Here is a 22,929-nt window from a genome sequence, read left to right as displayed (position 1 = left end):
TACTTAGGCTCATAACATTGCCTAAATAATAATAATACTAAAGAATAAGAGTGATGCCAAAAAAACTATTAGCAGTTTAATAAAACCTAATAAGTAGCGGTTTTACTGAGTATATGTTTAAAACATGGTGTATAGTAATAGCAATTTTTAAGCTTGTTTCTTTTTCTTTTTCAGTGCCAAATTACATATTTAACAGCTATTATACAACACATTAACTTTATTTTATGTTTTTAATAGGCCTATAGCAATATGCTTTTAATAGCTTTTTACTTAAACACGGTTAAGGATTATAAAAAGGCATAAACAACAAACTCTTTAAGGTAATTATTAACGTACTGCCTGCAAAGAGCAACTACCCTACTGCAAGTGTTAGCGTACCAACTGCAAAGAGCAACTACCTCGCTGCAAGTGTTAGCGTACCGCTCGCAAAGAGCAACTACCTCACTGCAAGTATTAGCGTACCAACTGCAAAGAGCAACTACCTCACTGCAAGTATTAGCGTACCGCCCGCAAAGAGCAACTACCACGCTGCAAGTATTAGCGTACCAACTGCAAAGAGCAACTACCTTATTCACGAAGAACCTTCCTTTATTTTTACGGTTTTTTAACCCCCTGCTAGCGCAAGCGTCTCGCTTATGCTATTATACTATTTAACACCCCTTGTACTTCACTTCTATTAATCTTAGTATTCTTTTCCTACTTATGCCAGCACGAGCAAGATACTTGCGAAAGCGGTGCATAACCTGCTACCCGCTATCGCCAATTTGTAATATGTAGCCAATAATAGTAAATGCAAACCTATAAGCGCAAAAAAACAGGTTTACATTTTTTAAAAAAAGGCTTACATTTACGTTATGGACATAAAATTAACAGAAAAAGAAAAAATTAAAGTATTAAACTCTGAAGATATATACGGGATTATGCAAAAGGTGCTGCTTCGAGAAAATAAAATTGACCAAAACAGAGAACATTTTTGGGTTATTGGCTTGGCAAATAACAGCCGAATTCTTTTTATAGAACTTATTAGTTTGGGTAGCATTAACAAAACACTTGTTGAACCTATGGAGGTTTTTAGTTTTGCTTTGCAAAAAAGAGCTGTAAGAATAATTTTATGTCACAACCACCCTAGCGGTGAATTAAAACCTTCGGAAGAGGATAAGGATATTTCTGATAGATTAATGCAAGTTGGTATTATTGTAGACACCGAGGTGCTTGACCATTTAATAATATCTGATAAAAGCTATTTAAGTTTTGCTGATACGGGTCTTTTAAAACAATTAAAAGAAAGCACAAAGTATGTACCTAAATATGTATTAGAACAACAATTAAAAAAAGAAGCTATTAAAATTGCTAACAAAAACAAAACTGTTGAAATAGCCAAAGAGTTTAAAAAAAATGGGGTTGATTATAAAACAATTGCATTATCAACAGGGCTTTCTGTTAAGGAGGTTGAAAAGTTAAAAGTTTAGTTTTTTAAGGCTTCGTATTTTCTTATTATCTTATCATAAAATACTTAAAATAACAAACAATAGCTTCTGCAAGTGTAAGCGTTTTGGCTGGTGATATTATACTAATTTATAACACATATATTTCACTTCTATTATCTTTACATTCTTTTCCTACTCATGCTGTTACAAGCAAAATGCTCGCGGTAGCAAAACGATTAATTCAGTTTAATTTTAGTAATATGTTTAGTATTTTTTTAACGATTACTCTCTTTATTTTCGAGTTTCAGAGCTTTCTAGCAATAAAACTAGAGAAATTTATACGCATCTTGTAATTAATATTAAAAAACAATAATTAAGTTCCTTAAATTAAATATATTAGTGACCATAAAACAGAAATAAGAGCACCTTTTATTGTAAAAGGTGCTCTTATTTAATTATTGTAAGTAATGCGAAAATTGAGCTAAAATTAAACATTTGAACTAAAAAATCCAACGCACAAACAACACATTTATTTTTTTATCAACGCTAAAGTCCAACGCTCAAAAAAAATAAAAGAGCTGTTTCTTCCCAACGCTAAAATTTGTGTAGTCCAAATAAAAACAGTAAATTTGTTACTCATAGTCAACAGCATAAAAAATGAACAAAAGCACTATAAATGAACTACTGAATTCTCACGAGATAGCACTCATTGAGAAACATCTCATTTATTCTTTTCTTCAAAATAATGATTTAGAACGAAGTAAAAGTCCGATAATTTCAGAACTGTTCGCTGATTTCAAAACTGAACCAGAAATTTATTTTCTTGTTTCAATACTTAAAATCAAAGAACTAAAACTATTAGAAAATTATCTTGAACTTTTAATTCCGACAAATGATAGAAAAATAAACGGAGCGTTCTTCACACCTACTTATGTTGTAGATTTTATAATTAAAGAAGTTTCTCCAAAAAACAAAGACAAATGTTTAGACCCAAGTTGCGGTTGTGGAGCATTTTTAATTGGCTTGGTAGAATATTACCAAAAGACTTTCAATAAAAGCGTAAAGAAAACTATCAAAGAAAATGTTTATGGCTCTGATATATTAAATTATAATGTAAAACGCTCAAAAATAATCTTATCACTTTTTGGACTTTTAAACAATGAAATAATTGAAGAATCTGACTTTAACATATATAATCAAGATAGTTTAAAAGCAGACTGGAAAAGTGAATTTGAAATAATTGTTGGCAATCCTCCTTATGTTAAATTCCAAGATTTAAGTGACGATAATAGACTTTATTTAATTAATAATTGGAAAAGTATTGAAAATGGAACTTTCAATTTGTATTTCGCATTTTTTGAATTAGGTTATAAATTGTTAACTACAAAAGGAAAGTTAGGATATATTACTCCAAATAATTATTTCACTTCGTTATCAGCCTTATCACTTCGTCAATATTTTTCACAAAATAAATGCGTAACAAGAATTGTAGATTTTAGACACAAAAAAGTTTTTGATGCTCAAACATACACAGCAATTACTTTTGTTAATAAAAAGGCTAACGATTCTATTTTATTCGATAAAATTAAAGACGAACAATCTTGTTCTGACTTTTTAATTTCAGCAAATGGTTCGCCTAATTATTTAGAAAATTTGGATGTTAGTAAATGGAGACTACTAAAAACAAATGAACAAGAAAATATTAAAATAATTGAGAGAATTGGAACTCCAATAAAACAGTTATTCAACATTGCTGCTGGAATTGCAACCTTAAAAGATGAAGTCTTTTTTGTAGATTCTGCAATTGAAAAAAATGGATTTCTAACAAAAACAACTGAAAACGGAACGTTCCTTATTGAAAAAAAAATAACAAGACCTGTTTATAAAATATCTAAATTTAAAAGCCAAAAAGATATTGAAAACAATACTTTAAGAATTATTACTCCATATCATACAGATTCCAAAAATGCAATTCCAATTTTGGAAAATGAATTTTTAGCTAAATTCCCTAAATGTTATGAGTTTTTGCTTTCAGAAAAAGAAAAATTAAAAGGTCGTGGAAAAGGTAAAAAAGTTTTTTCACCATTTTATGTTTGGGGAAGAACACAAGGAATTACAAGATTTGGTAAAAAAATTATAAATCCAACATTTAGTAAACATCCAAGGTTTTTATTTGTTCCTGAAGAAGATGCTTATTATACAAATGGTTATGGCATCTATTTTAATAAAAAAAGTGAAAATATTTTCTCTAAAGAAGAAAACTTATTGTTAGTTAAAAAAATACTTAATTCCATTATTATGGATTATTATGTTAGTAATACAAGTGTTTCAATACAAGGTGGTTTTCCTTGTTATCAAAAGAATTTCATTGAAAAGTTTACAATCCCAAACTTCACAAAAGAAGAAATTGGTATTTTAACAAACCTTAAAAATAAGATAGAAATTGACGAATTCTTAATTGATAAATATCAGCTTAAAATTCCTGTCCCAAATCTTTTATCATAAACTTCGATTAACCTATCAACAAAACCAGTATAACACAAATTCGTCATATCAGCAGTTGAACCAGCTGGCAGAATACCATCTGCATTTAATTCTGCATTACTATTATAAATTTTAACTGGAGTTTGAGAAAAGTCAGCTAATATAAGTGCTACTCTTTCATATTTAAAATCGTCATCTCTTTGACTATTTCTCATATTTAAAGCTGAAAAACCTTTAATATATCTTTCAATATATCTACCAACAGATAGTGTATGTGGTTTATAGACTACATTATTTAAAGCAACTTGTGTGGAGTCCAATTCTCTAACAGATAGTAAATATACTTCTCCCAAAACCATTTTAGGAAGTCTTCTATGCAAATTCAAAGGTTCTGCATAAGTTCTTTCATACATAGTATCAATATTGTTTCCAATACTACTTAATTGACTTCGAACATTTACAGACAAAATATGTTCAGTAAATAATTCGCCATAAGGTTCTGTAACACCAGTAGCATATAATCCATTAAAATCTAATGATTCAATAATTTGAAGCTTGTTATTTGGAAAAACACAAATATCTTGCTTTTTAAACTTTAAAAATCCAGCTAATGTCTTTTCGCCATTTGATTGACCTAATGGAGGATGAACTAAATTAGCATTCACACCATTTTGTATAAGTGATGTTTTTACAACTTCGTGTAAAACATTAATTACACCTTGCGACCTAATTACAGACGTTTTTCCTGCTGTACCATTAGCTATAATAGCACTCTCTACTGTTGTCTTAATATTATCTACACAATTTTGTAATGTCATTTAAATATCTTTGAATTAAAAAAAGTAATTAAGTTTTCTCCTAACGCAACAGCAATTTTTTCAATGTTAACAATTGAAATATTTCTTTGTCCGTTTTCTACACTTGCAATATAGCTTCTATCTAAATCAGACGCATAAGCTAAATCTTTTTGAGACATCTCCTTGACATCTCTTAATTCTTTGATACGATTTCCTATTTTAGACTTTATTTCCACGAATACAAAGTTGAGAAAATGTTGACTATAAATCAAAGACTATAAGTAACATTTATAAATAAGTTCAACACTAAAAAACCATACACATTTGCAATTCGATCCAGCCAATACACGACCCAAAATTGCAAAAGAGTATGTCTTGCCAACGCTCACTTCTGAATTAAATAACAAACATCGGAAAAACAAGCTGAATGAAAAAAGCACTACTTACAACAACGATAACCGTTGCACAAGCCTATAGTTTTATAAAAACAGCAATAAAACAAGCCCTTTTTAGGGCTTTCATTTTTTTCTCAGGCTTTCTAAAAACTAAAATTAAGTGAGCTTAAAACAAACACATGTTTGTTTTTAAAAACATATTTAGATAATATGTAAACCGAAAGCCAGAGCTCCTTTTAATTGCTTTGATTATTAATCCTAACCGTAAAAAAAGAAAGGTTCTCCCTTACTTTTTTTACGGTTTTTTAATGCCTTTTCTCTTTTTCATGAAATACATTTGTAAAAAAAAAGCAATGTTCTTTTTACAAAGAACAACACCTCTCAAGCCAAACACATATGATTTACACACTTATTAATTGCAAGGAAAAAAATTATGGCAAAATCACAATTACATTTTTTAGGGCATGTAGTAGACCTATTAACAGTAGAAACCGTTTACAATAAAGATTTTAACCAATTTAAAGGTACTCCTATACGCTATAATAAAGGCGGCTTACTTAAATTTGTTTTCGATTTCGAAGCAAACTTTCGTTTTTTAGAACGTATGAAGACTGTTAATTATGAACTTTATAAACGAGGATACCCTATTGATGATGGAAAAATTGTTTTCTATGATGCAAATGGCGACAATTTAAAAGACTGGTATTTTAAAGATGCGCCTGTTGTTTATTATCAGTTTAAATTTGATGCTAACGGTGGCGGAATGAGGGTAGAAATGATAATTTCTCCTGCTATTCAAGATTATGGTTGTAAGCTTCATAGAAGCTGGCATATAACACCTATTAAAGAGGAAGCTTACAAATCGCCTGTGCAGGCTGTTGAGAAGAAAGAACAGTATTTTGTTGAAGAAATAAAAATTGAAAATTTAGATGAAGGCTCAAAAAATGGAGGCTCAAATAAAAAACTAGGAATAATTTATGGTAAAGAATACCGTTTAAAAGTTAGTAAATATAAAAACAATAAACTTCCAAATGATAACAAAACAGTAAAATGGTCATATAGTTATACGAATGCAGAAGGTGTGGCTACAATAGGAAATATAAAACAAACGGGAGGCATTATAACTTTTAAAACGGATGATTTAGATTTCTGTGGTAACAATATTACATTTTATGCCTACATTAAAAATAAAGAAAATGAAGCAAGTTTAGAAGTTTTTCACCATTACCGTTTTAGATGGTTTGATAGAGAAATAATTGAACAACAAATAGAAGAAAGATTAAAGAAACCTTGGAAAATAAATCAAGGAAGAACTTCACTTTGTGGTATGGCGTGTTTATTCTATATCTTCGCTAAAAACGACAAACAAGGTTATAAAAAACTTGTTGAAACACTTCATAGAACAGGAAAATCTATTCATAATGGATATACTGTAGAGCCTAGTGAAGATTCAAAAGAAGAAATGTATAATACAAACCCTAAAACTTCTAAAGAACACCCTTGGATTCCTGAAGTAGACTGGATTACTATGGCAACCACAAGAAGTAAAGAAAGTAGTTTTGGTTATACAGGTAAAAAAGGACAAGATGCTTCGGCTATAAATTGGCCATGGTTAATGACCAATTTAGGAAAGAAACTTTTAGGTTACAAAACCGTAGAAATGGACTATTACAAAGTAAACAAATCATATGTACGTGATTTCTTTGGCTCAGACGAAAAAGTAAGAATATTAGAAGAAGATATTAACAAAGATTACCAAAACGGATATGAAATCTGTATGATGATTGATGCTGATATGATGTATAATAAACCTGATTACGATATAACAGATTTCGGAGAATATCATTGGATAACGTATGAGGGTAATCTTGAAATTTTAAATTCTAAGGGGAAATCAGAAACAGATTATGATGAAGTTACAGACATAAATTTTGATATTGTAACTTGGGGAGATTTTAAAAGAGATAAAGGTATTGATAAAAAAAAGTTAAGATTATCAAAAGCCTCATTTAGAAATAATTATTATGGTTATTTAAAACTAAAATAGTATGAAAAAAGTATTGTTCATATTCTCACTGATTATGTTTTCCTGCAATTTTGATAAAAAGTGTGAAGATTCAATCACTCTAAACTCAGACATATTTATTTATGGGTGGAATAAAAATAATTCAATCATTAAAAAAGTAGTTATATATGAATACAGTAAAACTGATTATAAAAACGAACTAAATTTATACTCAATAAATGATATTGTAAATCCTTACGATGTTAATAATAAAGATGAGCTACATATACGTACTTCTGGTTTATTAAAAACAAAATACGATTACAAACTTGTGCTTAACGATACTTTAATTTTTAAACTATCTGATTTTCAAATTGGTGAAATTGAACGAGGAACAGCTGTTACAGTTCAAAAATATTGTATAATGAAAAGTTATAAAGTGAATGATAATAATATATATCAAAAAAGCAATCATTTACAGTTTGATAGCTCATTAGGAATGCCAAAATAACGTTTTATAATCGAGCTGACGTCTCCAACTAAAATAATTGGGGCGCGCCTCTCACACCAACGTACGTTCGGGGCTCCTATACGACCGCTCACCTAATTGAAGTTTGCGTTTCATAAATGTAATCTAACATATGAGTTTGAAGATTTTGGGGAATATTATTGGGTTATATACGCTGGAGCGTCTAAAAGTTTTATGGATTACTATAATGATTTTAAAGATTTTTTTTTAAATGGCAATGGGATATAATGTATAAAGAAGTAAAAAAATATTATTCTATATAAATGATGAAAAAAATATTATGTATTATTTTGTTATTATCATTTTCTTGTTCTAAGAAAATGGTAGTAACAAAAGTTAAACCAAAATCTATTTTCTTAGAACAAGAAAACTATAGAAAAAAAGAACATCTTATAGGTAAGGTATTTACCCCTCCAAGTCTTGGTAAATCACACATAGCTATTTTATTGTTACACTATAATGATTCTATCAAAGATTACTCAGTATCTGATTTTGATAGTAATTTTGTTTTTCCTGATTTTAAGTCCGAATTGATTAATAAAAATTCATATATATATGTAGCAAATGAAGGCTGTGCACCTAAAAAAATATTTTTTAATAATTTAAAAAATCCAATTAAAATCACTTTAATAAGAGATTCAATAAATGGGATTTCACGTAAAAAATATATCGAATTACATAGCAAAAACGTTCCTATTGATTAAATAAATGTTTTACGTTATTACTTGAAGTTATTTCAAAAGAGACAAATATTCTGGCAAAATCACAATTACATTTTTTGGGACATGTAGTAGACCTATTAACAGTAGAAACTTTTTACTCTAAAGATTTTAACAAATATAAGGGTGTTCCTATATTCTATAATAAAGGCGGCTTACTTTAATTTGTTTTCAATTCCGAAGCAAACTTTCGTTTTTTAGAACGCATGAAAACTGTTAATTACAAACTTTATAAACGAGGATATCCTATTGATTATAAAGGAACTGTTTTCTATTCCTACAATTATCACTTACCCATCTCCCCTTTCTCACTCATACCTAAAATAAATACACTTAAGGTTATTAAATTACAATGAAGCTGATTATGAATTATTTTTAGTCTTATTCAATAATTATTTGATAAAAACTAAAACAAACTAACAATGACAAAACCTTCAAATAAAAAATCTGCTTCGTGTTGGAACTGCGATGGAGATATTACCTTAGTTACACAACGTCTTAAAGAGATGTTTGTAGAAATGGGACAAAAAACTAGGATCGAAAAAGGGCAAAAACCTGCAGAAAGAGCTGTATTTAGAAAACAACACGGTATAGCATATGGTCGTTTTGAAATAAATAAAGACATTGACGAAAAATTTAAAGTCGGAATTTTCGCTGGTGATACCTACGAATGTGCCGTTCGTTTTTCAAGTGATACAGGGCCAACATCTCCTGACTTGCATTCAACTTTAGGAGTAGGTTTAAAATTATTTGGTGTTGATGGACCTAAACTATTAGGCGATGGTACTAATGCTGATTTTATTTTTCAAAATATAGATCGTTTTTTTGCACGTGATGCACAACAAATGTGCAGCTTTACTAAAGCTGGCGTTATTAATCACGATTATGACACTTACATAAATAAACATCCTGAATTGGCAAGTATTTTACAGGCCATGACCAAAGAAGAAGCTAGTGTGTTAAGCGCAAGCTATTGGGCAATACTTCCTTTTAAATTAGGAGACTCTCAAATTGTAAGATACCGCCTAGTACCTGAAGATACTTATAAAGGAACTCCCTTTAACGACACCAATTACCTAGGATTGGATTTACAACAACGTTTAGTAAAAAAAGAAGCAACTTTTCGTTTTGAAATACAGCTAAGAACTAACGATGCTACTATGCCGTTAGATGACGCTCAAGTTGTATGGAGTACAGAAGAAAGTCCGTATATATGTATTGCAAAATTACATTTACCTCAGCAAGATGTATCAGCGATTGGGCAAGCTGAATTTGGTAGTAATTTAGCCTTTAATATTTGGAGAACATTACCGCAACACGAACCATTAGGCTCTATTGCACAAGCAAGAAAAGTAGTATATGCTGCGAGTGCTGAAGCAAGACATCAAGCAAATGGACAACAATTACAAGAACCAACAAAGATAAACCCCGAATTTAAAGGAAACACAGATGAAGATAGCGACTGTATTGTAAAAGCAGGTATCTACCCTCCTATTGGTGTTATGAGAGTTGGAAATAGTAAAGATGAATACTTTTTAGGTCCTTTGGTTGATAATCCAGCACCGCAAACCGATCCGTATGCATACAGAGATAAAACGGGTGCTTTAAAAAGACAAGCTGCTCAGTTTAGAATTTACGGTTTTAATGCAGCGGGTAAAGCTGTAAAAGAATTAACTTCCGAAAACTCAAACATTACATGGCATAGTCATTTATCGAACCAAAAATCTTCATGGTATCAATTTAACATTGCTTTAGATATTCCTGAAGCAGCTGATGTTCCTCCATCTATGTTACGAAATATCGATGTAAAAGATCGTGAATCATTACTAATCGACGGAGGTGCTCAATCTATTTCGGGTATCAATAATAAAAGTGATGCTTTTGAAGGAGAATTTTTAACTACCAAAGTGTATTTAGGTGAAATGCATACCGATGAAAAAGGACGCTTAGTTATGTTAGGTGGGCATGGAAAATCTGAAAATATTAACGGAGATATTGCTATTACTTTTGCAAATAATGAAGGTTGGTACGATGATATTTCTGACGGCCCTGTTACTGCTGAAGTTGAATATAACGGAAATAAAATTACCGTAGATCCTGCTTGGGTTATTTGTGCGCCACCAGATTATGCACCAATGCAAAAATCGGTACGTACCATGTGGGATTTAATGCGTGATGTAGCCGTAAAATCGAATATGTTAGTTCGCCCTACAAGACCATCGTTTACTAAAGATATTTTACCAATATTTCAACGTATGACCGATTTACAATGGGTAAATGCAGGTTTTGCTGGAGCTTTTGGTTTTGGAGGGCAATTTAATTACACAACCATCGAATGGATAAAAAAATTAGGGAACCCATCTTCTGCTTATATGGAAATGCGACGTACGCTTTCTAATAATTTCCGTCGATTTGAAGTCTCTGGAGCAGAAGCTCCGCAATTATGGCCTTGGTTATATGGTGATGCTATTAGTATTCCTCCTACTGGCTCTGTTCGTCAACATGCTACTTTATCTAACTTACAATTAGAATTTTTAGACCAATGGGTTAAAGGTGATTTTGATGCCGACTATGTTGATATGACTGGCTGCCCTCATATACCTACTCCTCCAACAATTGATGAACTAACAATAGCTGAGCAACCAGATATGCTTACCAAAGCTGCCATGGAGTTTTGTTTAGCGGATGCTTTTCACCCTGGTTGTGAAATGACATGGCCAATGCGTTCTTCAGGAATGTATATGGCACCTTTTCGAATAAAACATGCTCCTAAAACACCACCTGTTAACACAATGTATTATGGTGCAATGATGAATAACGATATACTGCCTTTAGCTAAAGGACCTATTTTAGGAGGACAAGTTGCTGGTAGTATTACTCGTTGGATGGCTATTCCTTGGCAAACTGATACGGCTAGTTGTAGAGATGGCTACACAAGTGACTATGATCCGTATTTACCTACATTTTGGCCTGCTAGAGTGCCTAATAACATTTTAAATGAAGATCGTTATGAAGAAGTTATCAATCCCGAACTAGCTGAAGAAACACGTATTCAAGCGTTTAATTTCCGCTCAGAATGGCTAGATGACCTTCCTTTAGATGGAGGAGCTCCTACGTATACAAATCAAATTAATAGTATGATTAAATATTTTGATAAGTTAGCTGTAGTTCAAAAACGTCCTGGTGTTACACACGACCCTAATTTCCCAAAAGAAATGCAGGTTGGAATTACGCCTACTCCTGAACAAGAAGCTGAATTATTAAAAGCTACTTTAGTTGATTTAGATAGTATTTTAAATAGCAATCATACTTTAAATGATACGACTAAAAATGTATTGTATGCAGCTGTAGACAAACTTTCTCATGACAATTTACTAAATGAGCAGTTTTTATTAGAAGGTGCTAAAGGAGAATTATTAACATTGGTTGAAGATGAATTAACTAAAGATTTTAAAACATCAACAAATGTTACCAATACGATACACCTTATTGCTTCTAAGCTACATACAATGAAACAATCAGATTCACATCAACAAGAAACTCTTGTAAAAGTAGAAGTTGGTATTCCTGAAAAAATGACACGTTTTTCAAGATATACGCCTAAATAATATATTTTTATAATTGTTTAATACAATTAACAACCTTGTAGTTTTACAAGGTTGTTTTTTTAATTAGTAAACCATTAATTTATTTAAACATCACTTTGTGGAAAAAACAGATATACTTATTATAGGCGGAGGTATTGCAGGTTGTATTACTGCTATTTCTTTGGCTAACGACTATAATGTTACTTTAATAGACAAAAAAACAACACCTGTTGATCGAATTGGTGAATCTTTAGCACCTGCAGCTCAAAGAGTCTTAAAAAAATTAGATCTTTTAGAAAATGAATCTGATGATTTTAAACAATCGTTATTTAGTAATAACCTTGGTATGCAATCTTACTGGGGAAGTGATCAACTTCACATAGTAGATCACCTTAAAAACCCTGATGGTTTTTCTAGAAGTTTAGATAGAAAGAATTTTGAAGTATATCTTAGACAAAAAGCTTTTGAAAGAGGTGTTAACTGTTTATGGGGTATCCGTCTTTTTAATAGTTCTTATGAAGAAAACTTATGGAAAGTAACAGGTAAATCTGATGATTTAAAAAATAGAACAACGCATACTATTCATGCAACTTTTGTAATTGATGCAACTGGTAGGCAATCTCACTTTGCTAAAAGCATTGGAATTAAACGAGTTCAGTTTGATAAATTAATTTCATGTTGGATAAGCATGCCTAATACAAATATTAATACCATGAGTACCATTGTTGCTGATGAATTAGGTTGGTGGTATAGTGCTGTTTTACCTAATAATAAAAGAATTCTTTCTTTTCAAACAGATGCTGACCTAATTGATAAAGCTATACTTAAAAATTCAACCTCTTTTTTAACGCTTATTAAACAGCATAAAATAATGCAATCATTACTAGCAAAAAACGAAAAGAAAATTACTTTTCATGGAACTGTTAGTGCTAATTCAACACGTTTAGAGCAACCAGCAGGTAAGCAATGGATTGCTTTAGGTGATGCCGCTATTAGTTTCGACCCTTTATCTTCTCAAGGAATGTTTAATGCCATGGCTAACGCAATGCAATTTAAAGAACTAATAACAAATTTTAATTTTATAAAAGATTTTAGTGTTACAAAAATGGAAGATTTTAATATACTATATTCTAATCAAATAAAACAAGTATGGAATCATTACCTAAAACATAAAAACTTGTTTTATAGCGCTGAAAAAAGATGGAAAGACGCTCCTTTTTGGAAAAGAAGAAATTCTTAATACACATACCGTAAAAAATATTTAATTTGATGGTGACCTACAAGTTGCTATTTCTCTTTAACATAGCACTATAAAAGAGGGAAAACCCCTTCAACAATTAAATTGCCAAAGAGGTCTTCTAAAAAAAATCAATCTAAAACGTTATTTTAATTTATTTTTTATAAACTCTACGACTTCTTGTTTTGCTTTCATTTTTTCTATTTCGCTAGAAGTTTTTCCTTCAGCGGCATTCATAAATGCATCAAAAATATGGCTTAAATATATAGGTGATGTATTACTATTATAACTTATTGGGTTATGACAACTAAAGCAATTTGCTAAATTAGTAACATCAATTTTTTGAATACTATCTTTAAATGTTTGTGTAAAAGTTTCCATCGTAACATTAGCACAATTTAAAGAACCCCTAGCGTACGATTTTGGTGTCGCTGCCCCTATTGTATCTCCCAATTTAACTAATAATTTTGCTTGTTCATTTGTATTTAAACCATCTGTATCAATCCAAATAGAACCATTATAAAAGTAATTTTTCCAAGGGCCAGCTTCTTTTTCTAAATTAGCTTTTACACAAGTATTTATATTTGTAATATTTTTAAAGTTTATTGGCTCTTCTTGGCTTGTTTTCATAAAACCACCAACACTATCTCTTGGCACTCCATATTCAAATAAATCGAAAACTCTAAATTTTTCTACAGGCTCTTTTGTTGTTTTGTTCCATACAATTCCATTAATACCAGTAGTTGTTCCTTCTGCAAATAATAATTTATTTGTTGATGATGTTGCTTTATTATCTTTCCAATTATAATTTGGCGCCATATCATCATGCTCAAAAGTTGCCCAAATAAATTCTGGGTGGTTTTCTACCACTCCAACCACATGCATTCCTAATAATGCAACTTCAGTGTTTTTAAACACCTTTCCGTCTCTACTTACAGCAGCTACAGTTGTATAATAATTTTTAATTTTATCTTTAGAAATAGCACTTTTTGCAACCCAAGACACTTTTAACTCTAAAGAACCTACAGGAAAAGAAGATAAATTATCTTTAGGTAAAGTTCCTTTTAATATAGAGTCTCTAAATTTCGTAGCTGCATTTTTCATTATTGGGTCTACGTAAATTGAATAAAAAACTGTTTCTGATTTTTTATTTTCACCATACGCAGGGTTAGTTTTTAAAACTCCATGAGCGCTTCCTGCCTGTACCGTATCAATTAATACTAAAGCTGCTCCTTCTTTTTGTTTTACGGGTTGCATACTTGAATTAACTTGATGCATTTTCTCAGGATTTAAAAATAAAGGTAAAGTTTCCCCTATATATAACGGAACATCTTTTCCGTCTAACTCTACAACTAATTTTTCTACTTGATACACTGGTTTTGTTAACCATAAAAACTTTTGCCAAGACCATTGGTGAAAAATAGCATTGGTAGTACTAATGGTATCAAACGGACTTCCTACTCCTTCTTCTGGATTGGGAGTTTGTGAATGCGGAAACCAATCACTTTCACATAAACTTTCTAGTTCAACTTTATTATAAGCAACTTTAGTTGTTTTTTTAACAGGTTCTTCTTTTTTCTTTTTACAAGAACTTAAAAACAGTATACTCAATATAAGTACTGTTTTTAAAGTAAATTTAAATGCTAATTTCATGTTTGTTAGTTTTATACAGTTGTTTTACAAATTTGTTAATTTTAGCAACACCTTTTAAAAAAAATGTCATGAAGCTCATAATTACGGGTATGAAAAGAAAAATATCAACATTAAGTGTATCTAAAAAATGCGGCTCATAAAAAATTAAGTTAATTAACCTATTAGATAAAAGAAATCAATTAGTTTTGTAATCCCTTTTTTTAAAAAACAAAAAAATGAATAAACACGAAGAGTATATGAGTGAAGCTGTAAAAGCAGCTTTAAAAGGAATGAGTAATAATGAAGGAGGTCCCTTTGGTTGTATTGTTGTAAAAGACGGAAAAATTATAGGTCGTGGAAATAACAAAGTTACTTCAACAAACGATCCTACTGCACATGCTGAGGTAACTGCTATTAGAGATGCTTGTAAAAACATTGGTTCTTTTCAGTTAGACGGTTGTATTGTTTATACTTCTTGCGAACCTTGCCCAATGTGTTTAGGTGCTATTTATTGGGCCAGACCAGATAAAGTATATTACGGTAGTAACCAACAAGATGCGGCTAACATAGGTTTTGATGATGAATTTATTTATAAAGAGATTCCATTACCATATGAAAAAAGAAGTATTCCGTTTGAACAAATTGGAAGAAAAATTGCCTTAGAGCCTTTTGAAAAATGGACTGAGAAACAAGATAAAATTGAATATTAAAAACAAAAAATCCCAAACTAACCTTTGGGATTTTTTTGTGCTATTAAATATAGTATCCAATTAAAGTAATTTTTCGATAACTTAGCTAATCATTCATAAAAACCAGTATTAATACAAAGGCTATCTAAGTATAATACTAGCGTATATCAGCTCTATAAAATGGAAAATCTACACTCTAAAATTTAATAAAATGACACAAGAATTATATCAAAAAGCAATGAAATATGCTGGAGAAAAACACAGCGAACAAAAAGTTCCTGGTACAAACTCTAATTACCTTTTACATATTTCTAATGTAGCCATGGAAGTTTTAATGGCTTATCATTATGATAATAGTTTTGATATAAACTTTGCCATACAAATAGCCATACTTCACGATACTATTGAAGATACTGATGCTAGTTTTAAAGATATTAAAAATGAATTTGGAGAAGAAATAGCTAAGGCTGTAGCCGCCTTAACGAAAGATGAACAGATACTTTTAAAGCAGGATAGAATGGTAGATAGTTTATCTCGAATAAATAAATTACAAAAAGAGGTTGGGGTGGTTAAAATAGCTGATCGAATAACAAATTTACAAACTCCTCCTAGTCATTGGAGTCATCAAAAAATTGTTAACTATTGTAATGAAGCTAAATTAATTTCAAAAACGCTTTCTAATAAAAATGATTATTTGAATAAACGTCTTGATTTAAAAATTAAGGAGTATGAAGATCTAATAACCAAATCTCAGTAATAAAATTTCGCATCAAGAATTATTTTAGAGAGTTTAAAAAATTTATTAATAAAAATTAAAATGCATTTGTACAGTTTTTTCTAATCCATTAAAAACTGTACATTGAACACTGCACTCTTGTACATAAAAAACTATCTTAAAAAAAACTGTACAAATTTTCTTGTTAATTATAAAAATGTTACAAATTTCCTTTAATATCAATAACCTATCTTAAAACCTCTTTCTTTTATGTGTAGAATTAAACGTCTATTAAACGTTTAATTCTACACATATTCTATCTACCTCTAAAACACCTACCTATTAAACCTTGTAGTACAGGGGTTATATATTGTTTTACACGCTATAAAATTTAGTGTTTGGTGTCATAAACTCTATCAATTGTGTTAAATTTGTTATTAAAAATAATGGAAATATATGTACTGGTACATATATCCCGTTGTTGGCAGTAATTAAAAATAAAAAAAATATTAGTAAATTCACATATTTTATAAATAATAATAAAAACAACAGTTCAAACGAAAAGACAAATATTCATGATTAACGAAGAAGTTTTTACTGAACAAGCTGAATACCTTTCACAAGACTCATTTGAAAAATGGGCAACTACCTTACATGAAGAAGGAAATATTATACGAAAACTTAGTCAAGCTGGAGCTAAACTAATTACTGGTCCTAGAGGATGTGGTAAAACAACATTATTACTTAAAGTTAATCAGAAATTACTTAATGATTCGAATTCAAAAGCTTTGCCTATTTATGTCAATTATAAATCATCTTTAAAATTAGAACCTTTATATAGAAATAACACTAACGCTGCACATTGGTTTAATCAATGGTTACTTTATAAAGTTCTTTTCGGTTTATATGAATCATTAGAGAATAAAAACTTCAAAAATATTGAAGTAAAACCTTTTAAGAATAAAGGTCGAATTGAGTCAGTAATCAAATTATTAGAACTAGGAAATATCGATGACATTCAAAGTGAAACCCTCACTTCTGCTCTATTAATTGAAACGATTGAAATTGTAGTCAAAGAACTAAATTTAACTAGATGTGTTCTTTTACTAGATGATGCTGGTCACGCATTCTCTTCTGAACAACAGCAAGATTTCTTTGAATTTTTTAGAGAACTCAAGACAAAGATTATTTCTCCAAAAGCCGCAGTATATCCTGGAGTAACAAATTATTCTTCTTCATTCCACATTGGACATGATGCTGAAGAAATAGATGTTTGGTTAAAACCTACTTCCGAAGGATATCTTGAATTCATGCACTCTTTATTAAAGACAAGAATAGGAGAAATTCCATTTAATAAGCTTCTAGAAACTAAAAATAATTTAAATTTATTATGTTTCGCTGCTTATGGTATACCAAGGTCGTTATTGAATATGATCTCAAAATTCTACAAGTCAGATATTTCTGACACTAGCTTTACAATCAAACTCACAAACAAAGAAGTTTTAAGAGTTATTAAAGATAATTTCAATCGCACATATCAAATATATGATTCATTACGAATAAAACTTCCTATGTATGAAAGGTTCATAGACATAGGTGGAAGTGTTTATGAACGTTTTCTTAGTATTAATAAAGACTTTAATAAAGGAGGAAGTCCAGAAAAACAAAGTGGAATAATCGCTATACAACGCCCAGTTCCATCTGAGCTAACAAAAGTTTTAGGATTCTTTCAATATGCTGGCTTAGTTTCATATCAAGGTATAAGTAACCGTGGAGACAAAGGAGCTTATGAACTTTATGAATTACACTATTCAGGTATTATTGATCGTAATGTCTTTTTCAGTAGTAGAGGTGTAAATGTAGAAAAATACAGTATTGCTTTTGCAAATAGACCAAACCATCATTACCCTAGATATTCTGTCAGTGGTATACTCTCTGAATTGGATGGTGACACTACGTTTAAGCTTTCTTTACCTGCATGTCCTAATTGTAATACACCAAGAATTTCGGAAGAGTCTAAATTTTGTTCTAGTTGTGGAACAAAATTAAAAGATGCCTCAATATTTGAAAGTATTGTTAAACAAGACATTACATTATTACCAATTACAATTAACAGAGCAAACTCTATTAAAGAGAATTCAAATATCAATTGTATAAAAGATTTATTAATGGATACTGATAATAAACAGTTACGAATGGTACCTCAAATTGGACCAAAATGGGCAAATAGAATTAAGTCTTACGCTGAAGAATTTTTTGCTTAATGGATTGGAAAAAACTCATATCACAAACTGTAGGACAAGAACAACTTGGTAATCTTACTGATTTTGTTCAAGATAAAATGAATTCTGGTAATTCCCCTATTGATGACTTTTACAATGAGGTCAGAACAATACTAGCTCTTAGTGCACCATCTATGGTTTCAACAGATTGGCATGGTTCTATGAACGCTATAGCAATAATTTCAACTACCGAAAATTATTTTCGATCTATATTAGGTAAAATGATTATCATTTGCCCACAATCAAAGAAAAAAGCTGCCGAAAACAACATAAATTTTGGATCTGTTTTATGGCATCCAAATGAATCAATAGAGCGAGGTGCATTTGAACACGTATCGTTTTCAGATTCAAAAAAAATAATAGAAATGACACGCAAATACATTGGAACAGAATTAAACAAAAGCGATTTAGTTCCTATTCTCAATGAATTTAATAAAATTTGTGAATTAAGACATGGAATAGTACATTCAGCAAGAATTTTAGCTGGAAAAAATGCTCTAATGTTAGATTTACCATCTTCAAATAAAGAACAATTCATAACTATTGGTTACGGACAATTGCAGAAGATTGCTTCAATTTGCACTACACTCGTTGTTTCGTATAATCAAAAATTATTTGAAGTTATGGCTAATAGATGGGCTACTTCATGGCGTAATCCAACTTGGACAACTGAAATAGAAAATGAATATTTCAAGAAGACATGGCGAATTTTCCATTCTAAAATTGACAAGGCTAACAATACAATTCCTGAATCTGGTAGTTGGGTTAAATGTAAAAACCTAATTAAGACTGAATACCAACTATCTTAAAGTTGAAAACAAAAACTACTGCCAACAAAGTATAAAAAACATAGGGCAATTCTGTTAAATTTGAACATTAGAAATATTAAGAAAGTCCGCTAAATATAAAATTGGTCTTTTAAGTAAAAAATAAAATCAAAATATTTATATTTAGCTAAGTAATAAAACTAAACATAGTGCTTCTAACCTACCCTACGTTTATTATACGAAACGTTGTATGTCATTTGAGAAACGAAAATAAATTATAAATTAATTATGAAACTTAAATCCATTTCGATAACAAATTTTCGTGGTATTGAAGAACTAAATCTAGAACTAGATTCAAATCTTAATATTATCATTGGAGATAATGGAAGTGGAAAAACAGCTGTTTTAGAAGCTATTAATCTAGCAATAGGTTCTTTATTTGTTGGAATCCAACACGTACCTGTATCTACAGTAAAGCAAGAACAAATTAGGATTCTTCCTAATCAAGAATATGCATTGCCATTAAAGGTTACTTCATCAGGTTTATTCAATGATAGACACATCGAATGGACAAGGAATAAAGAATCTATTAACGGTGGAGCGCAAACAAGAAAATCAAATATTTTCAAAGAAATTGGAGCAACCTTACAAGACAATGTCAGACAAAACAAGGAGGTAATTCTTCCAGTAATAGCATCTTACTCATCACTTCGAAACAATGCCTTTATCAAACCTAGAAAATTAGAAAGTTTAATTAGAAAACCGAAAGGAATTGGCTCAAGATTTAGAGGATATATCGGAAGTTTAAATGCTCTTGCAGATTTAGAATACTTTAATTACTGGTTTATTTCGAAAGAGTTGTCTCAAATGCAAAGAAAAGAAAAAGATGATTCATTTGAGGTCGTCAAGAATATTATCATAAAATCTATACCTGATTGTTCTGATGTTTTTTATGATTTCAATCCTGATATAAATCGTGGGGTAAGTTTGAAATTTAATGATGGTAGAATTCTGCCATTCAATTTTCTAAGTGATGGATTAAGAAGCTTCTTTGCTTTGATTTCAGATTTGGCCTGGAGATATGCCAAACTTAACCCACACTTAGGAGCTACTGTATTTGAAAACACTCCCGGTATTGTCTTAATAGACGAACTAGATTTACACTTACACCCTAAATGGCAAAAGACAGTATTAAATAAACTTTTAGAGAATTTCCCTAAAACCCAATTTATTGTAACTACTCATTCTCCATTTCTTATTCAAGAAGCAAGTATGAATCAGCTGATTGTTTTGGATAATTGTTCTTTAAGTAGAATACAAGGAGCTAGTGACCTAAGTATAGAAGACATTGCTGAATTTTTGCAAAAAATAGAAATGCCACAATGGAGTAATAAAAAAACAGAACTCTATAATTCAGCTAAGGGTTATTTATCTGCCATTTCCAAAGGTGATAAAATCAACAATGAAGATAAAAATAAACTTTCAAAATTATTAAAGCCATTTTCTATGAATCCTGCATTTGATGCTCTATTGGAACAAGAAAGAATAAAAAATTCTAAAGATTAATGAGACCAGTAGATAAAGGAACCGCTCCTAAAAATTACAATCAATACAAGGAAGCAAGAAATGATTTAGGAAAACAAATTGGATGGTATTGTTCATATTGTGAAATGCCTATTACCAATATGATAGAAGTAGAACATATAGTTCCCCGTAACAATGGAGGTGATCCACTAAGCTGGGACAATCTTCTGCTGTCTTGTAAATATTGTAATACTATTAAAGGAGCTCGTAATCCATCCAGAAATGGTTATATATGGCCTGATAAAGATAATTCAGACTTAGCTTTTGATTATTCTGAGACTGCTGGAATTGGAGTTCTTAATGCCAATATTCAAATAGAAGCTTTAAATACCATAGAACTTATGGGGTTGGATAGGAATCCTGGTTTTCCTAATGAACCAACTGATGCAGATTCAAGATGGATTTTTAGACTTCAAGCTTGGTTAATTGCCAAAAAATCTCTGGAAAACTGGAATTGTAAATCAACACCAGAAATGGCAAATCAAATTGCACTTACTGCCAAGGGAAGTGGGTTTTATTCAATTTGGATAAAAATATTTAGTGGTGAGCCAGAAGTGATAACAGCAATAAGAGATTCTTTTGATGGAACCTATTATTCATTAGACATTAATGGAAATCGAATTATTCGACAAAACGCTATTATTTAATGAATAAAAAACGACATACAACAAAGAACTGAGGTAAAAACCAAACAAATTCTTCATTAAATTTATACAATATTATTCTAGGCTCAAAATGCTACTACTTGGTATTTTGAGCTTTTATTTTTTTGATAAACACTACTTACTTTGACAAAACGGAAACATACTTTTCATCATAAGTTAAACCCGATTTTGCAATAGCAAAACTTTGTTTGATTAACTTATTTGAAACAGCTATTAAAGCTAGTTTTTTACTCTTCCCTTTGTTTACAATACGCTCATAAATATCTCTACATGCTTTATTGTGTTTGCATGCATTAAAGGAACATAAAAACAAAAGATTCCGTAACTTTCTATTACCAACTTTACTTATGCTACTTCGACCTCTTACACTACTCCCTGACTCTCGTATTGTAGGCGTTATACCAACATAACTACAAAGTTGTTTCGAGCTTTCAAACTTGGTAAAACCATCGGTGATTATAAGCATAAATAAAGCTGTTTTAAGCCCGATTCCTCGAATACTTGTTAATAATGTTAACTGTACTTGCTGCTCTTTTTTCACTAGAGACAATAACCTTTCTTCAATTCCTTTTAACTCTTTATCTAAATGTTTTTTATCTCTTTTTAAAGAACGATAAACCCATTTTGATGGAATACCTAAAACCTCTTCTCCATGTATTTTATTCTTTGTTGCTCTTCTTTTCTTTAAAAAACTATCCATTAAACGAAACAATTGTAAGCATTCACTTTGAACATCCGTTAGTGCATTGTATAACGGAACATCATTGATTTGACCATATTCACAAATAGCTTTTGCATCACTTTTATCTGTTTTTACTTTAGCTAATTTCATTTGAATAAATCGCTTTACTGATAAAGGGTTTACTACTGAAACTAAAATATTTTGTTTAAATAAAAACTGAGCTAACCGATAATGATAATAACCTGTTGCTTCCATTACAACTAATGATTCTTTAGAAAGACTTTTTAGAAAAGACTTAAAACCAGATGCATTATTTTCAAATTGATCATGACCGCTTTTACTTCCATGAATATCAAATACGTCTTTGCTAATGTCAACTCCAAAAATTTCCTTATATTTATTCATAAGAAATGATTTATGAAAGAATAGTCTACTTGACTCACAACAACTTGAAATCGAGATCTAGGTCTCACAGAACTGAACGTGGTTTTTAGTAGAAAAGAGAGAGGATTACCAATGTTGTCGAAGTCAATGCTTCACCGTATAAATTAACCTTAATTCTCTCTTTTATTCTTTCTGATTTATAACTCTTAAATTTAACCTTTTTATTAAATTGCTAACTTAAGATGTATAAAAAACATAGGGCATTTGTGTTAACTCCAAAGTTCTGTGTTTATTTATGAAGTCTGCTAAATATAAAATTTGGCATTTAAACTAAAAATAGAAGCAAAAT

Annotated in this window: 17 protein-coding genes; 13 read left to right on the top strand and 4 right to left on the bottom strand. The window is 30.4% G+C overall.

Features of this window, described 5'->3' with window-relative positions:
• Positions 1-854 precede the first annotated feature (854 nt).
• Both H518_RS0106015 and H518_RS0106005 read left to right on the top strand, forming a co-directional pair.
• Complete coding sequence (locus tag H518_RS0106015; protein WP_028888226.1) at positions 855-1,469, top strand: JAB domain-containing protein; 615 nt, start codon at positions 855-857, stop codon at positions 1,467-1,469.
• 615 nt (positions 1,470-2,084) lie between these two features.
• Positions 2,085-3,932, top strand: coding sequence for an HsdM family class I SAM-dependent methyltransferase (locus H518_RS0106005; protein WP_028888225.1), 1,848 nt, complete (start codon positions 2,085-2,087; stop codon positions 3,930-3,932).
• Here the strand turns inward: H518_RS0106005 and H518_RS0106000 are convergent.
• Together H518_RS0106000 and H518_RS0105995 are read right to left on the bottom strand one after the other, a co-directional pair.
• Complete coding sequence (locus H518_RS0106000; protein ID WP_028888224.1) at positions 3,896-4,729, bottom strand: hypothetical protein; 834 nt, start codon at positions 4,727-4,729, stop codon at positions 3,896-3,898. The genes H518_RS0106005 and H518_RS0106000 overlap by 37 nt on opposite strands.
• Positions 4,726-4,944, bottom strand: coding sequence for a helix-turn-helix domain-containing protein (locus H518_RS0105995; RefSeq protein WP_028888223.1), 219 nt, complete (start codon positions 4,942-4,944; stop codon positions 4,726-4,728). The genes H518_RS0106000 and H518_RS0105995 overlap by 4 nt, the downstream gene beginning before the upstream one ends.
• Positions 4,945-5,536: 592 nt before the next feature.
• Here H518_RS0105995 and tssD point away from each other — a divergent pair.
• The 5 genes from tssD (at position 5,537) to H518_RS0105970 (ending at position 13,183) form a co-directional block, all read left to right on the top strand.
• On the top strand, positions 5,537-7,150 hold the full coding sequence (tssD, locus tag H518_RS0105990) for a type VI secretion system tube protein TssD (protein WP_028888222.1): 1,614 nt from the start codon (positions 5,537-5,539) through the stop codon (positions 7,148-7,150).
• 1 nt (position 7,151) lies between these two features.
• Complete coding sequence (locus H518_RS0105985) at positions 7,152-7,619, top strand: hypothetical protein (protein WP_155995173.1); 468 nt, start codon at positions 7,152-7,154, stop codon at positions 7,617-7,619.
• 284 nt (positions 7,620-7,903) lie between these two features.
• Complete coding sequence (locus H518_RS0105980) at positions 7,904-8,341, top strand: hypothetical protein (protein WP_155995172.1); 438 nt, start codon at positions 7,904-7,906, stop codon at positions 8,339-8,341.
• Between the two features lie 437 nt (positions 8,342-8,778).
• Positions 8,779-11,964, top strand: a complete 3,186-nt coding sequence (locus H518_RS19345; protein WP_043706611.1) for a LodA/GoxA family CTQ-dependent oxidase — start codon at positions 8,779-8,781, stop codon at positions 11,962-11,964.
• Between the two features lie 97 nt (positions 11,965-12,061).
• A complete protein-coding gene (locus H518_RS0105970; protein ID WP_028888219.1) occupies positions 12,062-13,183 on the top strand; it encodes a tryptophan 7-halogenase in 1,122 nt (373 codons plus the stop codon).
• A gap of 141 nt (positions 13,184-13,324) precedes the next feature.
• Here the strand turns inward: H518_RS0105970 and H518_RS0105965 are convergent, their stop codons facing one another.
• Complete coding sequence (locus H518_RS0105965; protein ID WP_028888218.1) at positions 13,325-14,833, bottom strand: hypothetical protein; 1,509 nt, start codon at positions 14,831-14,833, stop codon at positions 13,325-13,327.
• A gap of 215 nt (positions 14,834-15,048) precedes the next feature.
• On the opposite strand from H518_RS0105965, the gene H518_RS0105955 reads away from it, so the two are divergent.
• The 6 genes from H518_RS0105955 (at position 15,049) to H518_RS19340 (ending at position 21,496) form a co-directional block, all read left to right on the top strand.
• A complete protein-coding gene (locus tag H518_RS0105955) occupies positions 15,049-15,522 on the top strand; it encodes a nucleoside deaminase (protein ID WP_028888217.1) in 474 nt (157 codons plus the stop codon).
• A 190-nt stretch (positions 15,523-15,712) separates the two neighbouring features.
• Positions 15,713-16,258, top strand: a complete 546-nt coding sequence (locus tag H518_RS0105950; protein ID WP_028888216.1) for an HD domain-containing protein — start codon at positions 15,713-15,715, stop codon at positions 16,256-16,258.
• 533 nt (positions 16,259-16,791) lie between these two features.
• Positions 16,792-18,480: a hypothetical protein gene (locus tag H518_RS0105945; protein WP_028888215.1), complete on the top strand. Its 1,689-nt coding sequence runs from the start codon at positions 16,792-16,794 to the stop codon at positions 18,478-18,480.
• A complete protein-coding gene (locus H518_RS0105940) occupies positions 18,480-19,307 on the top strand; it encodes a hypothetical protein (protein WP_028888214.1) in 828 nt (275 codons plus the stop codon). Before H518_RS0105945 ends, H518_RS0105940 begins: the two co-directional genes overlap by 1 nt.
• Before the next feature lie 246 nt (positions 19,308-19,553).
• Positions 19,554-20,831 carry an AAA family ATPase gene (locus H518_RS0105935; RefSeq protein WP_028888213.1) on the top strand — a complete coding sequence of 426 codons (1,278 nt, stop codon included), beginning with the start codon at positions 19,554-19,556 and terminating at the stop codon, positions 20,829-20,831.
• Positions 20,831-21,496, top strand: a complete 666-nt coding sequence (locus H518_RS19340; protein WP_043706610.1) for an HNH endonuclease — start codon at positions 20,831-20,833, stop codon at positions 21,494-21,496. Before H518_RS0105935 ends, H518_RS19340 begins: the two co-directional genes overlap by 1 nt.
• A gap of 136 nt (positions 21,497-21,632) precedes the next feature.
• Here H518_RS19340 and H518_RS0105925 read toward each other — a convergent pair whose 3' ends face one another.
• Positions 21,633-22,601 (bottom strand): IS110 family RNA-guided transposase, encoded by a 969-nt coding sequence (locus H518_RS0105925; protein WP_028888212.1) that lies wholly within the window; start codon positions 22,599-22,601, stop codon positions 21,633-21,635.
• Positions 22,602-22,929: the final 328 nt, after the last annotated feature.

The sequence above is a fragment of the Tenacibaculum ovolyticum DSM 18103 genome (assembly GCF_000430545.1).
Lineage (GTDB): Bacteria > Bacteroidota > Bacteroidia > Flavobacteriales > Flavobacteriaceae > Polaribacter > Polaribacter ovolyticus.
Note: the sequence above shows the minus strand (reverse complement) of the source record. Positions and strands in the feature narration are given on the sequence as shown.

Excerpts from the sequence above, each read along its gene's own strand:
- H518_RS0105925 (WP_028888212.1), bottom strand. The coding sequence starts at position 22,601 with ATGAATAAATATAAGGAAATTTTTGGAGTTGACATTAGCAAAGACGTA.
- H518_RS0105965 (WP_028888218.1), bottom strand. The coding sequence starts at position 14,833 with ATGAAATTAGCATTTAAATTTACTTTAAAAACAGTACTTATATTGAGT.
- tssD (WP_028888222.1), top strand. The coding sequence starts at position 5,537 with ATGGCAAAATCACAATTACATTTTTTAGGGCATGTAGTAGACCTATTA.
- H518_RS0106015 (WP_028888226.1), top strand. The coding sequence starts at position 855 with ATGGACATAAAATTAACAGAAAAAGAAAAAATTAAAGTATTAAACTCT.
- H518_RS0105980 (WP_155995172.1), top strand. The coding sequence starts at position 7,904 with ATGAAAAAAATATTATGTATTATTTTGTTATTATCATTTTCTTGTTCT.
- H518_RS19345 (WP_043706611.1), top strand. The coding sequence starts at position 8,779 with ATGACAAAACCTTCAAATAAAAAATCTGCTTCGTGTTGGAACTGCGAT.
- H518_RS0105955 (WP_028888217.1), top strand. The coding sequence starts at position 15,049 with ATGAATAAACACGAAGAGTATATGAGTGAAGCTGTAAAAGCAGCTTTA.
- H518_RS0105950 (WP_028888216.1), top strand. The coding sequence starts at position 15,713 with ATGACACAAGAATTATATCAAAAAGCAATGAAATATGCTGGAGAAAAA.
- H518_RS0105935 (WP_028888213.1), top strand. The coding sequence starts at position 19,554 with ATGAAACTTAAATCCATTTCGATAACAAATTTTCGTGGTATTGAAGAA.
- H518_RS0105940 (WP_028888214.1), top strand. The coding sequence starts at position 18,480 with ATGGATTGGAAAAAACTCATATCACAAACTGTAGGACAAGAACAACTT.
- H518_RS0106005 (WP_028888225.1), top strand. The coding sequence starts at position 2,085 with ATGAACAAAAGCACTATAAATGAACTACTGAATTCTCACGAGATAGCA.
- H518_RS19340 (WP_043706610.1), top strand. The coding sequence starts at position 20,831 with ATGAGACCAGTAGATAAAGGAACCGCTCCTAAAAATTACAATCAATAC.
- H518_RS0106000 (WP_028888224.1), bottom strand. The coding sequence starts at position 4,729 with ATGACATTACAAAATTGTGTAGATAATATTAAGACAACAGTAGAGAGT.
- H518_RS0105985 (WP_155995173.1), top strand. The coding sequence starts at position 7,152 with ATGAAAAAAGTATTGTTCATATTCTCACTGATTATGTTTTCCTGCAAT.
- H518_RS0105945 (WP_028888215.1), top strand. The coding sequence starts at position 16,792 with ATGATTAACGAAGAAGTTTTTACTGAACAAGCTGAATACCTTTCACAA.